At 73.3% G+C, this 14,158-nt stretch carries 14 protein-coding genes; 6 read left to right on the top strand and 8 right to left on the bottom strand.

Translation table 11 applies throughout. The annotated features are described in order from the left end of the window. Nucleotides 1-6 precede the first annotated feature (6 nt). Nucleotides 7-558, top strand: a complete 552-nt coding sequence (locus ACN6LM_RS23510; protein WP_445067366.1) for a hypothetical protein — start codon at nt 7-9, stop codon at nt 556-558. 137 nt (nt 559-695) lie between these two features. Further along, nucleotides 696-1,181, top strand: a complete 486-nt coding sequence (locus tag ACN6LM_RS23505; RefSeq protein WP_445067365.1) for a phospholipase — start codon at nt 696-698, stop codon at nt 1,179-1,181. 69 nt (nt 1,182-1,250) lie between these two features. Here the strand turns inward: ACN6LM_RS23505 and ACN6LM_RS23500 are convergent, their stop codons facing one another. From ACN6LM_RS23500 to ACN6LM_RS23480, 5 genes are all read right to left on the bottom strand, one after another. Next, a complete protein-coding gene (locus ACN6LM_RS23500) occupies nt 1,251-2,150 on the bottom strand; it encodes a S1 family peptidase (RefSeq protein ID WP_445067389.1) in 900 nt (299 codons plus the stop codon). A gap of 187 nt (nt 2,151-2,337) precedes the next feature. Next, entirely contained in the window at nt 2,338-3,138 is an 801-nt protein-coding gene (locus tag ACN6LM_RS23495) for a DUF1684 domain-containing protein (RefSeq protein WP_445067364.1), read from the bottom strand. Between the two features lie 5 nt (nt 3,139-3,143). After that, entirely contained in the window at nt 3,144-4,058 is a 915-nt protein-coding gene (locus tag ACN6LM_RS23490; protein ID WP_445067363.1) for an LLM class flavin-dependent oxidoreductase, read from the bottom strand. Next, nucleotides 4,055-5,032, bottom strand: coding sequence for an LLM class flavin-dependent oxidoreductase (locus tag ACN6LM_RS23485; RefSeq protein ID WP_445067362.1), 978 nt, complete (start codon nt 5,030-5,032; stop codon nt 4,055-4,057). The genes ACN6LM_RS23490 and ACN6LM_RS23485 overlap by 4 nt, the downstream gene beginning before the upstream one ends. A gap of 430 nt (nt 5,033-5,462) precedes the next feature. Continuing rightward, nucleotides 5,463-6,686: a DUF5685 family protein gene (locus tag ACN6LM_RS23480; RefSeq protein WP_445067361.1), complete on the bottom strand. Its 1,224-nt coding sequence runs from the start codon at nt 6,684-6,686 to the stop codon at nt 5,463-5,465. Nucleotides 6,687-6,991: 305 nt separating this feature from the next. Here ACN6LM_RS23480 and ACN6LM_RS23475 point away from each other — a divergent pair, with 305 nt between their 5' ends. Then, entirely contained in the window at nt 6,992-7,435 is a 444-nt protein-coding gene (locus tag ACN6LM_RS23475; protein ID WP_445067360.1) for a cell division protein SepF, read from the top strand. Between the two features lie 15 nt (nt 7,436-7,450). Here the strand turns inward: ACN6LM_RS23475 and ACN6LM_RS23470 are convergent, their stop codons facing one another. Then, the gene (locus ACN6LM_RS23470; RefSeq protein ID WP_445067359.1) at nt 7,451-8,662 is read right to left on the bottom strand and encodes an acyl-CoA dehydrogenase family protein; all 1,212 of its coding nucleotides are present in this window, start codon (nt 8,660-8,662) and stop codon (nt 7,451-7,453) included. A 40-nt stretch (nt 8,663-8,702) separates the two neighbouring features. After that, the gene (locus ACN6LM_RS23465; protein WP_445067358.1) at nt 8,703-10,427 is read right to left on the bottom strand and encodes an MFS transporter; all 1,725 of its coding nucleotides are present in this window, start codon (nt 10,425-10,427) and stop codon (nt 8,703-8,705) included. A gap of 466 nt (nt 10,428-10,893) precedes the next feature. Here ACN6LM_RS23465 and ACN6LM_RS23460 point away from each other — a divergent pair, with 466 nt between their 5' ends. Then, complete coding sequence (locus ACN6LM_RS23460) at nt 10,894-11,919, top strand: phosphatase PAP2 family protein (protein ID WP_445067357.1); 1,026 nt, start codon at nt 10,894-10,896, stop codon at nt 11,917-11,919. A 69-nt stretch (nt 11,920-11,988) separates the two neighbouring features. On the opposite strand, the gene ACN6LM_RS23455 is transcribed toward ACN6LM_RS23460, so the two are convergent. Beyond that, a complete protein-coding gene (locus tag ACN6LM_RS23455; protein WP_445067356.1) occupies nt 11,989-12,204 on the bottom strand; it encodes an I78 family peptidase inhibitor in 216 nt (71 codons plus the stop codon). Nucleotides 12,205-12,837: 633 nt separating this feature from the next. Between ACN6LM_RS23455 and ACN6LM_RS23450 the strand changes: the two genes are divergently transcribed. Then, the gene (locus ACN6LM_RS23450) at nt 12,838-13,620 is read left to right on the top strand and encodes a hypothetical protein (protein WP_445067355.1); all 783 of its coding nucleotides are present in this window, start codon (nt 12,838-12,840) and stop codon (nt 13,618-13,620) included. A gap of 152 nt (nt 13,621-13,772) precedes the next feature. Beyond that, complete coding sequence (locus tag ACN6LM_RS23445; protein WP_445067354.1) at nt 13,773-14,108, top strand: hypothetical protein; 336 nt, start codon at nt 13,773-13,775, stop codon at nt 14,106-14,108. Nucleotides 14,109-14,158 lie beyond the last annotated feature (50 nt).

Below are 14,158 nucleotides of genomic sequence, written 5' to 3'. Positions count from 1 at the left end.
GCCCCCATGATCACACTGGCCGTCACCATCGGACTCACGTTCGCGGGCTACGCCCTCACCTATCTCAACGGACTGCGCCTCTCGCAGCGCCAGGAACGCCTCGCCCGGGTGAACCGCCAGCTCAGTGACTTCTACGGCCCCCTGTTCGCCCTCACCGAGGCCAACAGCCGCGTCTTCGCCGCGTTCCTGGAGCGCAACGCCCGCCCCGACGGCAGGTCCCCCTTCGACCATGAGACGCCGCCCACCGAGGAGGAGCTCGCCGAGTGGCGGCTGTGGGTCACCACCGTCTTCCTCCCGAACATCCGGGCCATGCGCGATCTGGTCCTCGCCCACGCCGACCTCCTGAACGACCCGGTGATGCCGCCCCTCCTGCTCCAGCTGTGCGCCCATGTCTCGGGTTACGAGATCACGGCCGCCCGGTGGTCGCGGGGCAGCCATGAACAGCACCTCTCGGTCGTACCGTTCCCCAGTCAGGAGATAGCCGCCTACGCGCGCAAGGGCTTCACCGAACTGAAGAGGGAACAGGCCCGCCTGCTGGGGCGGCGGCGCGCCCGCTGACACGTACCCCGCACGGCGCACAGCGCCGAACGGCCACCGCACGCCCCTAGGCGTGACAGGTGCATGACGGCATCCTGGAGCGACCTCGCGCACCCCGCGAGCCGCCACGATTCCCCGCCGCACCACGGAGGTTGCTCATGCGCCGTCGCGTCGCCACCCTGCTCGCCGCCCTCGGCCTGTCGCTCCCGCTCACCCTGCTGCCCACCGCGTCCGCCTCGGCGGCCCCCGCGGACAAGCCCCAGGTCCTCAGCTCCTGGACGCAGACGAGCGCCGCCAGCTACAACGCGTGGAACTCCGCCCGCAACAACAAGGGCGCGTGGTCCGCGTACGGCTTCGACTGGTCGACGGACTACTGCAGCACCTCGCCCGACAACCCCTTCGGCTTCCCGTTCCAGACGGCCTGCGCCCGCCACGACTTCGGGTACCGCAACTACAAGGCCGCCGGCACGTTCTCCGCCAACAAGGCCCGGCTCGACAGCGCCCTCTACGCGGACCTCAAGCGCGTGTGCGCCGCCTACTCCGGCGCCAAGCGCACCTCGTGCGACGCCACGGCCTGGACGTACTACCACGCGGTGGACATCTTCGGCGTGGCCCCGGCCGGGGCGGGCGCGGCCAGAGGCTGACCGGCATCCGCCCCGCGCGCACATGGCCCCCGGCGGGACCGGGGGCCATGTGTCCGTACGGACCGGGCGTCAGTTCAGGGTGACGCCGTAGGCGCTCAGCGCCTCGGTGACCGGCTGGAAGAACGTCGTACCGCCGGAACTGCAGTTGCCGCTGCCGCCGGAGGTCAGGCCGATGGCCTTGCTGCCGGAGTAGAGCGGACCGCCCGAGTCGCCGCCCTCGGCGCACACGTTGGTCTTGATCATGCCGTAGACGATGTCACCGTTGCCGTAGTTAACCGTGGCGTTGAGCCCGGTGACGCTGCCGCTGTGGGTGCCGGTCGTGGAGCCCCGGCGAGTCACCGACATGCCGACCGTGGCGTTGGCCGCGCCGGTGATGGTGACGCCGCCGACCTTGCCCGGGTGGGCGAGCGAGGTGTTGTCGTAGCGCACGATTCCGTAGTCGTTGACCGGGAAGCTGGAGCCGACCGTCGGGCCTATGTAGGTGCTGTTCGAGGAGTTGGTGTACCAGGGCGGGTTGCCGTCGGTGCAGTGACCGGCGGTCAGGAAGTAGTACGTGCTGCCGCTGTGGACGTTGAACCCGAGGGAACAGCGCCAGCCGGGGGCGTAGATGGCGTCGCCGCCGGCGATCAGCTTGTTGAACGTGCCCGGGGTGTGCTCGATGCGCAGAGCGCCCGCGTTGCCTCCGGCGGAGTCCTTGATCTGCCGGATCTCCGCCGCGGAGACCGTGCTGTCGACGGTGACCACGAGCTTCCCGGTCTTCGCGTCGACGTTCCAGGCGGTGCCGGCGATGTCGGCGCCGAGGACGGCGTCGCTGGCGGCGGCGAGCTGGTTGGCGCTGTACGTTCCGCTGGAGTCCGCGTGGGCGGTGGGGGCGGCCAGGGCGGCTACGGCCACCAGGCCCGCCGCGATGGCGACGGCCCTGCTGCGTCTGGCGGTACCGCTGAGGGGGGTGGTGCGCTTGATCCTCACTGTCATCTCCCGAGGGGATCGGGGGCCCGCCTGTGGGGTGGCCGGGCCCGTGAGGCGCAGTCAGGTCCACGGCGATCCGTCCGCATTCCGGATACGCCGTGCCCCTGACAAGCGCTGCTCGGGAGTATTCAAGGCGTCAACTTCTCGCGCAAGGGTGCCTTTTGGCCTGAGCTCGCGACAGCCGTCCTCAGCCGTCGGTCCGCTGCCGCTCCCCCGCCTCCACGGCCACCGGAAGGGTGTTGCCCGGCGGCGGGAAGGGGCAGATGAAATGGTCCGCGAAGGCGCACGGCGGCAGCAGCGCGCGGTTGAAGTCGACGGTCACCGCGCCCTCCGAGTCCGGCGCGGCGGGCCGCAGGAACCGGAAGCGGTAACTCCCCTTCCCGCTGGTGGCGTCGGCGAAGACGGCCCAGAGCGACCCGTCCGGCTCGACGGCGACCTGGAGCGTGTGCCCGGCCCCGTCCACCTCGAAGGCGATCTCCCCCGCGAGCCCGAGTCCGCGTTCGACACCGTCGGCGTTCTCGACCCGGACGGTGCGCGCGTCCGCGTACGGGCGGAAGGTGCCCGGCAGCACCCAGCGCGGGTCGTACGGGGTCGCGTCGATCGCCTGGAACGCACGCCGCGCGGGCGAACCGGGGTCGAAGACCCGGACCGCCCACAGGCCCTCGCGGCTGAGCACGACGAGCCTGCGCCCCTCGTGCGCGACCCGGGACCCGTCGATCGGGCCCCGGTCGGCACCGAGCCGGACCTCGCCGGCGAAGGGCTTCCCGTCGACGGTCAGCCCGTCCTCCGGGACGGCGTCGAGCACCAGCGCGCCGCCCTCCTCGCGCCACCGCCCCGGGACGGCCGGAATTCGCCCCTCCGGGAAATCCGCGAGCCAGTGGGTCCCGGTGAGGGAGAGCGGCCCGTACGGCGCCGCGACCGTGGCGGTCCGCTCCTCGTGCCAGCGCTCCCAGTCCCGCGCTGCCTGCTGCTGTGCGTGCGTACTCATAGCGGTCAACCCTTCCACACCGGTGCCGCGATCCCGAGATGCGACCGCAGCGTCGAACCGGTGTACGTGCGGCGGAACGCTCCCCGGTCCCGGAGGAGCGGAACGACCCGGTCCACGAAGCCGTCGAGGCCGCCGGGAGCGTCCGGGACGAGGACGAAGCCGTCGGCGGCGCCCTCCGTGACGTATTCGGTGAGCAGCGCGGCGACGGCGGCCGGGCTGCCGGTGAACGGTTCCCGCGCGTCGGTGTCGTCGGTGTCACCGGGTACGAGGTCGACGCGGAGCATGACCTTCAGCTCGTCGTGCGCCCGGCCGTGGGCCGCGAGCCGCCCCTTCACCTCCGCGTAACGGGCGCGGGCCGCGTCGAACGTGGTGTGCGGAACGAGGACGATGTCGGCGGCGGACGCGGCGAGTTCCCGGTCCTGCGGCGAGTCGCCCGCCAGGGCGGTGACGGGGTGCCCCTGCGGACAGCGCTCCACGGTGAACTCGCCCTCCACCGCGAAGTACCGCCCGTGGTGGGCGACGGGGCGCGGGGTGCCGTCGGGTGTCCAGGAGTCCCAGAGCGCGCGGGCGGCGGCGACGCATTCGGCGGCGCGCGGGTGCTCACCGGCCGGGGGGCGCGCGTGCCACGCGGCCCGGCCGGCGCTGAGGTGGTCGAGGGTGGCCAGGCGGCGGGCCAGTTCGTAGGGCTCCCCGAAGGCGGTACCGGCGGCGAGACCGAGCCGGTCGGTGCCGGCGGCGAGGGCGGCCAGCAGGGTGAGCGCGTCGGGCCCGCCGGCCGCCCCCTCGGCGACGAGGAGGAAGTCGAACAGGCCCCGCTCCGCCGTGCGCGCGAGGTGTTCGTACGAGGCGAACCCGGCCCGCTCGCCGGCGCCTGGGCCGCACGCGGCGAGGTGCATCCGCCGGGGCGGCGCGGCCGTCATACGCCCGCTCCGGTCCGTGCGTACCGACGGGCCGGCCGGGCCAGGCCCAGGTGCTCGCGCAGGGTGCCGCCCGGGTAGAAGGTCCGGAACAGGCTGCGGTGCTGGAGCAGGGCCACCGTGCCGTTGACGATCCGTTCGAGGTCGCGCCCGGGGGTGATCGGGGTGAGGTGGAAGCCGTCGACCGCGCCGGCCCGGTACCACCGGGTGATCAGCGCGGCCAGGTCGACCGGTCCGCCCCGGTAGTAGGTGCCCCGGTCGGGCAGTGACGGCTCGTCGGCCAGCCCCGGTTCCGGTGCCGTCTCGGCGTCGCCGAGGTCGACGGTGAGCGCGGCGAGCACCCGCAGCGCGTCGGGGTCCCGGCCGTGCGCGGCGGCGCGGCGGCGCACGTCGTCGCGGATCGCGGCGGTCCGCTCGGGGGTGCCGGCCCGTACGAGGACGACGTCGGCGTGGCGGGCCGCGGCCGCCCTGGCCGGTTCGGGCGTGCCGTCGACGACGACCACGGGGTGTCCCTGGGGCGGCTCCCAGCGGTGCCGGCGCCGGGCGCAGACCTCGGCGTACTTCCCGGCCCCGGCCCACAGGGCGTGGGCGGACGCGGCGGGGCGGCGGCCGAACAGCCGCGCCTCGGCCTCCGTGGCCGACACGCCGACGCGCCAGCCCGCCCGGCCCCGGCTGACCCAGTCCAGGGTCGCCACGGCGGACGCCAGGCGGGACGCCTCGGTGTGGGTGGCGGTGAGCGTCGGCACGAGGCCGATGCGGCGGGTGGCGGGGGCCACCCGGGCGAGGACGGCGAGCGCGTCGGGGCCCGGCCGGGCGAAGGAGTCGCCGAGGGTGACGAAGTCGAGCGCGCCGCTCTCCGCGAGCCGGGCGAGACCGGTGTGGTGGGCCGCGTCGTAGCGGGGCGGGCCGCCGATCTCGGCGGCCAGGTGGAGGGGCCGGAGGGCGGCAGGACGGGGTGCGGATGTGCGCGCGGGCATGCGGAGGCTCCGTGGATGCGGTGAACACGGGGCGCGCCCTCGGCGCGGACGGCGGAAAGCAGCAGCGTGGAGCGAGGCGGACGGGCCCCTCAGCCCGGTCCTTGCCCGAGACAAGCGCTGTGCGGGGCGGGCTGTCAAGCCTGTCCACACTGTGAGCACTACGTCTCAAGGCAGTTGACGGGCCATCGGATGGCTGTTCCACTGAGGCCATGCAATCGCAGCAGTGGCTGGTCAAGCGCTCCCACATCGACTTCGGTCGCGTGTGGTCCTGTTCCTGTTGAGCCGACGCCCTGCTCTCCGCGCCCGCCCTGCCCTTGTCCAGGCGCGCCCTCGCGCATCCGGCACAGCAGCACACCCTCCCCTCGCCGCGTCCCGCTCCGCCCTGTCGCGGAGCGGGACGCAGGGGTGACGACGTCCAGGTGACACCGCCTCAGCAGTCGCACCCGCAGTCACAGCCGTCACAGCAGTTGCAACAGTCGCAGCAGTTGCTGCATGCGTCGCAGCCGTCACAGCAGTCCCCGCAGTCGCACTGGCTGCACAGCCCCTCGCGCCGCTGACGCGACCAGGGGTCCTCGAAGGTGCCGCAGCACATCTGGCAGGTGCAGGCGAGCCCCGCCCACACCAGGCAGCCCATGACGAGCCCGCGCCGGTCGCGCGGCGGCTCGGGCGGCCGGGGCCCGGAGGGCCCGCCCGGCCCCGTGGGCGCGTACGGATTGCCCGGCGGCGGCCCGAAGGAGCCCGTGGGCGCCGTTCCTGACGGTTCGCCGGTCAGCAGCCCGCCGGACCGGTGCGAGCAGACGTCCGTGGCGAAGGCCCGGTCCACCGAGCGCCGGAGTTCGTGGGTCAGCAGCACATGGGTGAGCTTGCCGTCGGTGAACTCCGCGTCCGCCAGCGCCAGCCGTACGCCCTTCAGCGCGTCGTCGCACAGCCGGCGGGCCTCCGCGCGCGAGGTGCCGGTCGCGGTGAGCGGGTTCCAGGCACCCGACGCCGCGTCGGCCTCCTGGTCCTCCACGGCGTCCAGCAGGTGCGCGAGGCGTCCGAAGAGGCGTCCGGCCTCGGCGAGCGGTTCGGCGTTGTGCGGCTTGCCCGCGAGGACGGCGGTGTGCGCGAAGGCCGCGGCGGTGGCGGTCTCGGTGGGCTCGGTGACGGTCAGCAGCGGGGTGCCGGGGCCCGCGAGGAGTTCGATGCCGGTCTGCCGGTCGACCGCGTCGACCAGGAGCGCGGTGTCGAAGCCGAGCTGTGCGCCGGTGCGCGCCCCGGCCCGGTCCCAGCCCGCCGCGACACGGCGGGCCGCCGCGGCGACCGGGCGGCGCGCCAACAGGCCGTCCCGGTCGGCGACGTGGTCCCGTACCTTCGCCGAGGCCAGCACCAGCGAGACGGCGGCGGCCAGCCGGGCGCCCTCGCCGCGCGCGACGGGCGCGGTGCGCATGGAGCGCAGGGGGCAGGGCCCGGCCGTGCGGCGCTGCGCGGGGGTGCGCTCGGCCTGAGCCTCCGTCAGGACCGAGACGATCAGGCCGTCGTAGTTGGTGACGACCCGGGCGAACTGCCCGTGGTCGGAGCGGAGCGCCAGACAGAGCCCGCAGAGATGGGCCATCCACTCGGTCTTGAGCCTCTCGGAGAGGCGATGCGTACAGGGCCTGACTATTCCGAACACGGTCGTCCCCCGGGTTTCGTTCGCGTGTGCGCCGCACTCGGGCGCGGACGCGACGGCATCGTACCGAGCGGCCCGTTCACCCGTACGTCCCCCATGTCACCCGTACGGCCCGGACTTCATATTTTCTTTCTTCAGGCCCCCTTACCCGTACGAAGCCTGACGAATCACCACATCCTCTGCACCAGTACCGTCACGAATGCCCTGCGCGCCGCCTATCCCCTTGGCGCACGATCCGCATCATGGACGACCATAGGGATACGAAAGAGATGCGGAACAACAAGGAACCGCGGTGAGAGGAGGCGTCCATGGGATCGGTGCGCAAGGCGAGTGCCTGGCTGGGCCTCGTAGAGGACAACGACGAGCGGTACTACGACGACGACGAGTACACCGAGGGTGCACGGACCGGTACCGGTCAGGCATGGGTGACCGATCCCCGGGTGCGGGTGGTCTCCGAGAGCGCCGAGGAGACGGGCCGCCGGATCGCCACCGTGACCCCGGACAGCTTCCGGGACGCCCGCGCCATCGGCGAGCTCTTCCGGGACGGCGTCCCGGTGATCATGAACCTCACGTCCATGGACTCCGCGGACGCCAAGCGCGTGGTGGACTTCGCCGCGGGCCTGATCTTCGGACTGCGCGGGTCGATCGACCGCGTCGCCACCCGCGTCTTCCTGCTGACCCCCGCCGACACCCAGGTGATGAACGGCGAAGCCGTCGGCCGGCCGGCCGACGGCTTCTTCAACCAGAGCTGACCGCCCTCCGGGCGCTCATCGGAACGCGTCCAGGCCGGTGAGCGCCTTCCCCAGGACCAGCTGGTGCATCTCCACGGTCCCCTCGTAGGTGAGCACCGACTCCAGGTTGGTCGCGTGCCGCATCACCGGATACTCCAGCGAGATCCCGTTGGCGCCGAGGATCGTGCGCGAGGTGCGGCAGATCTCGATGGCCTCCCGCACGTTGTTCAGCTTCCCGAAACTGACCTGCTCGGGGCGCAGCCGCCCCGCGTCCATCCGCTGCCCCAGGTGGTGGGCGAGCAGAATGCCCTTGTGGAGCTCGACGGCCATGTCGGCCAGCTTGGCCTGGGTGAGCTGGAAGCCGCCGATCGGCTTCCCGAACTGCTCCCGGGTGCGCGCGTAGTCGACGGCCGCCTCGAAGCTGGACCGGGCCGCGCCCATGGCGCCCCAGACGATGCCGTAGCGGGCGTGGCTCAGACAGCTGAGCGGTCCGCGCAGCCCGGTGACCCCGGGGAGGACGGCGTCGGCGGGCAGCCGTACCTCGTCCAGGATCAGTTCACTGGTGACCGAGGCACGCAGCGACCACTTGTGCCGGATCTCGGGCGCGGAGAAGCCCGGCGCGTCCGTCGGGACCACGAAGCCCCGGACGCCGGTGCCGGCCGGGCCCTCGTCGGTCTGCGCCCAGACGACCGCGACGCCGGCGACGGAGCCGTTGGTGATCCACATCTTGCGGCCGCTGAGCACCCAGTCCTCGCCGTCGCGCTTGGCGTACGTGCGCATGGCGGCCGGGTCCGATCCGTGGTCGGGCTCGGTGAGGCCGAAGCAGCCGATGGTCTCGCCCGCCGCCATGCCCGGCAGCCACCGCTGCTTCTGCTCCTCGGAGCCGTAGCGGTGGATCGCGTACATCGCGAGGGAGCCCTGTACGGAGACGAGTGAGCGGATGCCGGAGTCGGCCGCCTCAAGCTCCAGGCAGGCCAGCCCGTACTGGACGGCCGTCGCACCGGCGCAGCCGTAGCCCTGGAGCGACATGCCGAGCGCGCCGAGGGCGCCCAGTTCGCGGGCCAGCTCTCGGATGCCGGGCAGCTCGCCGTTCTCGTACCACTCGGCGATGTGCGGCAGGACGCGGTCGGCGGCCCAGGTGCGGACGGTGTCGCGGATCGCGAGGTCCTCGGGGCTCAGCAGGTCGTCGACGCCGATCGGGTCACGGGGGTCGAAGGGCGGGAGCTTCGAGGTGGGGGCGGTGGACATGAGGGTGTGCCTCCGGCGGGGTGCTCGAAAACTAGCAGCGTTAGTTACGGTGCCGTGCCGACGTTACGACCCGGTGTGCCGGACGTCCAGAGCGTCCGGAGCCCGCCGCTCCGCCCGGCCGGCGCCGCGCGGGCACCCGCGGCTGCGCGTCGAGCCGGTCGACACCCTCGCGCTGCGGCGCGTCCGGGCGCTCGGCCGGCTCCCGGGGCTCGCAGAGCTTCGGGGCGCACTCCATCGCGCGGGGCAGCCGCAGCGCGGCCAGCGCCCCGAGCAGCAGGAGCCCGGCGCTGACCAGCAGGGTCACGTGCAGCCCGTCGATGAAGGCGTCCCGGGCCGTGGTGCGCAGGACGGCGCCGAGCGGCCCGCCCAGGTGCGCGGCCTCCTCGTACGCCTCACCGAGCGAGCGGGCGGCCCCGGCCGCCGCGGACGCGGGGACGCCGTCGGCGTGCAGCCCCGCGAGGCCGGGCGTATAGGCGGCGTTCATCACACTGCCGAGCAGCGCTATCCCCATCCCGGCGCCCAGCTGGTAGGAGGTCTCCCCGATCGCGGCCGCCCCGCCCGCCCGGTCGGCGGGGGCCTCGTTGAGCATCGACTCGTACGCGCCGAACAGCGTGGACTGGAGGCCGAAGCCGAGGGCGACGAACGCGGCCGCCAGCAGGACGGGCCGGTCGTCGCGGCCCATCACGGTCAACGTCAGCACCGCCGCGGCCGTCACGACGAAGCCCCAGCCGACCATCCGGCGCGGCCCGATCCGGCGCAGCGTGTGGGAGCCGGTGGCGCCCGCGGCCATCGCGGCGAAGGTGAGCGGCAGCAGCCGGAGGCCGGTCTCCAGCGGACTGAGGCCCAGAACGAGCTGGAGGTACTGGACGGCGACGAGTTCCAGGCCGACCAGGGCGAGCATGGCCAGGACGATGCAGCCGACGGCGGTCGAGAAGGCGGGCCGGGCGAACATGCCGATGTCGATCAGCGGGTGGGTGCGCCGTTTCTGGCGGCGCACGAAGGCGATGAGCAGGGCGGCCCCGAGCAGCAGCGGCACCAGGGTCGCGAAGTCGACCAGTCCCTCGCCGGTACCGGCCCGCTTCACGCCGAGGACCACGCCGAGCACCCCGGCGGCGGCCATCAGCGCGCCGAGCACGTCCCAGGGTCCGTCGTCGTTGCCCCGGGACTCGGGGAGCAGCAGACGGCCGACCGGGAGGATCAGGGCCATCAGCGGGATGTTGATCAGGAAGACGGAACCCCACCAGAAGTGCTCGACGAGGAAGCCGCCGATGACGGGCCCGGTGGCGGCACCGACGGCGGCCACGGCGGACCAGACGCCGATCGCCACGGCCCGTTCGCGCCGGTCGGGGAAGACCTGGCGCAGGATCGAGAGGGTGGCGGGCATGATCATCGCCCCGCCGACCCCGAGCAGGGCCCGCGCCGCGATGAGCACGGCCGCGCTGTCGGCCAGGGCGGCGACGGCCGAGGCGACGCCGAAGAGGGCGTATCCGAGCAGCAGGACGCGCCGGCGTCCGACCCGGTCGCCGAGGGTGCCGAAGAGGATGAGCAGCGAGGCGCAGACGAGCGGGTAGGCGTCCACGATCCACAGCAGTCCGGCGGCGCTGGGCCGCAGGTCCTCGGTGACGGCGGGGACGGCCACGTGCAGCACCGTCGCGTCGAGCGCGACGAGCAGCAGGCTGAGGCAGAGGACGACCAGGACGACCCAGCGGTTGGCACCGTCGGCGGCTGCGCGCAGGCGGATTCGGGCGGTGGGCGTCCCGGACATGCATCTACCTCCCAGATGGTCCCCTCGCTCTCGGCGGGCCCACGGGACGCGGTGTCCGGGCCCGGCGTCGACGGGCGAGTGATCCGTCAGCGTACGCGAGTTCGGCGGGGCCACACGTGGCCCATCTCATACCGCCCGACCCGCCGGAGTGTGGCGTACGCCACTGCATGTGCGGCCCGGGGGCCCCGCGCGACCTCCCGCCCGAAGCCGTACGGTAACCGGACTGACACCCTCCGTTCCGCTCCGCCGCACCGCGGATAAACACACTTCGGCATCTCCGGAATTCTTCGCAAGTTTCAGCGAATTACTTGTCGAACAGGTATCGCATAACAGGCTGCAAAGAATAGGAGAGTTATTCAGCCGCCCTGGAAAAACCGGGCGGCTGAGACATACTCCACATCACATCGTCATCACAAAGGGCCCGGATCGACAGGCGCGCCCACTCACTCCCTGTAACGTCGATTGGGTGCGTACCGACATCTTCGCCCGGCTGGACCGGGAGCCGGAACCGCCGAAGATAGAGACACCGCGGATGAGCCGTCACCGCATCGCTCTCTTCGGCGGGACGTTGGCGTTCTATCTGGCCATCGTCATTGCCGTGCTCATGTCGTCCTGGCTGGTGGCCCTGGACTGGAAGGTCATGCTCTTCCGGCCCTACCAGCAGTGGCCCGAAATCCACGCCGCCCTCGACTACTACGTGGTCCTCGGCCAGCGCGGGCCCACCGCGGTCATGGTCGCCTGCTGGCTCGGCTGGCGCTCCTGGCGGCAGCACACCCTGCGTCCCCTGCTGACGCTCGGCGCCTCGCTGCTGCTGCTCAACCTGACGGTGGGCGCGGTCAAGATCGGCCTCGGCCGGCTCGGCCCGCACTACGCGACCAGGATCGGATCGGCCGAGCTCTTCGCCGGCGGCGATATATTTCCCTCCGGCCACACCGCCAACGCCGTCGTGACCTGGGGAATCCTCGCCTATCTGGCCGCCACCCCGAGGGCCAGGCGCTACCTGTCGGCCATGTCCGCCATCGTTTCCCTCGGCGTCGGCCTGACGACGGTCTACCTCGGTACGCACTGGCTGAGCGATGTGCTCCTCGGCTGGGCGGCGGGCCTGCTGATCCTGCTCGGCCTGCCGTGGGTGGAGCCCCTGATCACCCGTGCCGAGAACTGGATCTTCGCCGCCCGCGCACGGCTCGGCGCCCCCGGCAGCCGCCCCGCGGCCCCGGCGCCCGCCGCCGACGCCCCGGTGCCCGTGCCGGCCGTACAGCCCGCCGTGCAGCCGCCCGCGGAGGAGCCGGCGGCCCAGGGCCCGGCGCGTGGCCAGGCCGGGCGCCCGTCGGCCGCGAGCGGCCGCCCGCGCGCCCATCCCGCGCCGGCCGCGGCTCACGCGGTGCGCTCGGAGCGGTCCCCGGTGACGCCGGCCGGCAGCCGGCGCCCGCCGCACGCGGACCGCGCGCCGCGTGGAGGCACGGCCCCGGCCCGCCCGGTCGCCGGCGGCTGATCCCGGCACACGCGTGAGGGGCCCCGACCACGTCCGGTCGGGGCCCCTCACGCGTACGGCACGGACGGCTCAGCCGGTCCAGCAGCGCCTGACGACGCCGCCGTCGACCTCGAAGTTGATCCGGCCCGCCTGGAACTCCATGGTGATGACCATGCCCGGCGGCAGGGCCCGTACGGTGGACCAGCCGTGCTCCCGGGCCCGCTGTTCGGCGCTCTCCGCGGAGAGTCCCACATAGGCGCCGGCGGCGTCGTCGGGCTGGGCGGGGGGAGTCGGTATGGGTGCCATACCCCTCACCGTAGGCGCCCGGGCGCGGAGGCGGTAGCGGGGGCCGCGCGCGGGCACACGGCATCCTCACGTCGCTCACCGGTCACGCTTGTGTCACAGGATCCCGACAGGTCTCCCCCGCGGCCCCCTTCACCCGAACGTGCGATTCACAACCGGACGCACAGTAATCGCACAGGCCGTGAACGATCATCGGACCGGGTTCCGGAAGACGAGAAAACCAGCACGATTTCCGCCCCGGGGCGAGGTTGAATTCCCCTTCGGGAAAACGTTCCGCGAAGACGGGCTTCGCCGGTAATTCACCGTTCCTTATCGCGTCCTTATCCCAGAGGGCCGACAGGCATACCATCGGACGGGCCCGCCCGGGGCCGCGGGACCGTATAGCGGACAACCCCGGTCCGCGCATTCCGGCGTGCGGCCGGGCAGCGGTCCGCACCCCGCGCCTACCCCGCGCCCGCCCCTGCATACCCGTCCCGGCGGGCCGCTTCCTCCCTCTTTGTCGGCCGATCCCCCACCCTCCCGGCGCGCCCGGGCCGATTCCGTACGGCTTCCCGCGTGACCCCGGCAGCGGCTCGCCCGTTGTCATCTCCGAGCCGGGAACCGCCCGGCGCACGCACCGAGTTCGAGGAGCCACCCGTGCCGCGCATGCTCGACGTCAGCGAGGACGTACGCGCCGAGATCGGCGACGCCGAAGCCGACCGGCTGCTCGTCGGCGACAACACCCCGGGCAGTTACGACTGCACCTCCTGCCGCACCCCCGGCGACTCCGAGCAGGAGCGCACCAGCACGGTGCTGTTCGTCGGCGACGAGACCGCCGTGCTCGCCTTCGCGCACGCCAGCTGCATCCCCTCGCAGGTGGTCCAGGTCGCCGAGGAGCAGCTGCAGGGCGCCGTCCGCAGCATCACCGCCGGAGACCGGGGGGAGCCGGAGCGGGTCGTCCCCGAGCAGGCCGTCCTCGGCATCACCAGCGGTCTCGTGCTGATCGACGACGAACTCCACCCGGCCCTGGTCGTCGAGCCGACCGGCGCGATCGCCCGCCCCGGGACGGACGGCCGGGACGGCGACCAGTTCCTCCAGCTCCTCCTGGAACAGGGCTTCCAGCCGGTCCACCGCATGGAGCAGGTGCCGGAGGTGCTGCACGGCTGGTCGATCCTGCTCGCCATGGGCCAGCTGCACGCCGTGCTCCAGCCGGGTACGGGGGGCGGCACCCCGGTCGCCTGGTGGCAGGCGCACGCACCGCTCCAGGTCACCGAGGGCTGGCGGACCGCCGCCAACAAGTCCCAGACCGTGCTGGTCTACGCCGCCCCGGCGGGCTCCATCGGCCAGCAGCCCCGCGAGGACCTGCTGCGCGACGCGCTGGAGAAGGCGTCGGCCGCCGGACTGCTGGTCGCCGCCGCCATGCCGCTGGCCGGGACCTGACCGTGACCGCGCTTCCGGTGCACCGGCGGCGAACAGATGTCTGCCCGACGGGTGTTTCCGCGTCGGGCCCGCATCCGACGGCCGACGGGGTCGTTGGCACCTACGTGCACTCATACGACCCCTCCCACCAGCGTCCGAGCCCGATCCCTGCCATGCGTCCCGCGCAGGACCCCTCGGGCGGCCCGTCCCACACCCCGATCTACGACGCGCTGTACTCCGAGTACCGCCGCTCGTTCCGGGCGTTGCCGGGGGACAGGACCGGCGAGGAGAGTCTGGGCCTCCAGGCGCTCGGCCCGGGCCTCTTCGGCTCGCGCGCGCCGCTGCGCGGCCACTCGGGCCACTCCTCGCCCGGCGGGACGGTGACGGCGGCGGGCGACCGCTCCGGCGCGGGCACCCGCTCCGGGAGTCTCGGCGGCTGGCAGCGGGTGGGCCGCCATGCGGGGCGCGCCCGGCCCGCGGCGCTGCCGCCCGGCTCACGGGACGCCTGACCTCCCGTACGCGACAGCCCCGGAGCGCTCGGTGACCGAGCGCTCCGGGG

Source organism: Streptomyces sp. SAS_281 (genome assembly GCF_052542855.1).
Note: the sequence above shows the minus strand (reverse complement) of the source record. Positions and strands in the feature narration are given on the sequence as shown.

Excerpts from the sequence above, each read along its gene's own strand:
- ACN6LM_RS23490 (WP_445067363.1), bottom strand. The coding sequence starts at position 4,058 with ATGACGGCCGCGCCGCCCCGGCGGATGCACCTCGCCGCGTGCGGCCCA.
- ACN6LM_RS23475 (WP_445067360.1), top strand. The coding sequence starts at position 6,992 with ATGGGATCGGTGCGCAAGGCGAGTGCCTGGCTGGGCCTCGTAGAGGAC.
- ACN6LM_RS23455 (WP_445067356.1), bottom strand. The coding sequence starts at position 12,204 with ATGGCACCCATACCGACTCCCCCCGCCCAGCCCGACGACGCCGCCGGC.
- ACN6LM_RS23470 (WP_445067359.1), bottom strand. The coding sequence starts at position 8,662 with ATGTCCACCGCCCCCACCTCGAAGCTCCCGCCCTTCGACCCCCGTGAC.
- ACN6LM_RS23485 (WP_445067362.1), bottom strand. The coding sequence starts at position 5,032 with ATGCCCGCGCGCACATCCGCACCCCGTCCTGCCGCCCTCCGGCCCCTC.
- ACN6LM_RS23505 (WP_445067365.1), top strand. The coding sequence starts at position 696 with ATGCGCCGTCGCGTCGCCACCCTGCTCGCCGCCCTCGGCCTGTCGCTC.
- ACN6LM_RS23510 (WP_445067366.1), top strand. The coding sequence starts at position 7 with ATGATCACACTGGCCGTCACCATCGGACTCACGTTCGCGGGCTACGCC.
- ACN6LM_RS23445 (WP_445067354.1), top strand. The coding sequence starts at position 13,773 with ATGCGTCCCGCGCAGGACCCCTCGGGCGGCCCGTCCCACACCCCGATC.
- ACN6LM_RS23495 (WP_445067364.1), bottom strand. The coding sequence starts at position 3,138 with ATGAGTACGCACGCACAGCAGCAGGCAGCGCGGGACTGGGAGCGCTGG.
- ACN6LM_RS23465 (WP_445067358.1), bottom strand. The coding sequence starts at position 10,427 with ATGTCCGGGACGCCCACCGCCCGAATCCGCCTGCGCGCAGCCGCCGAC.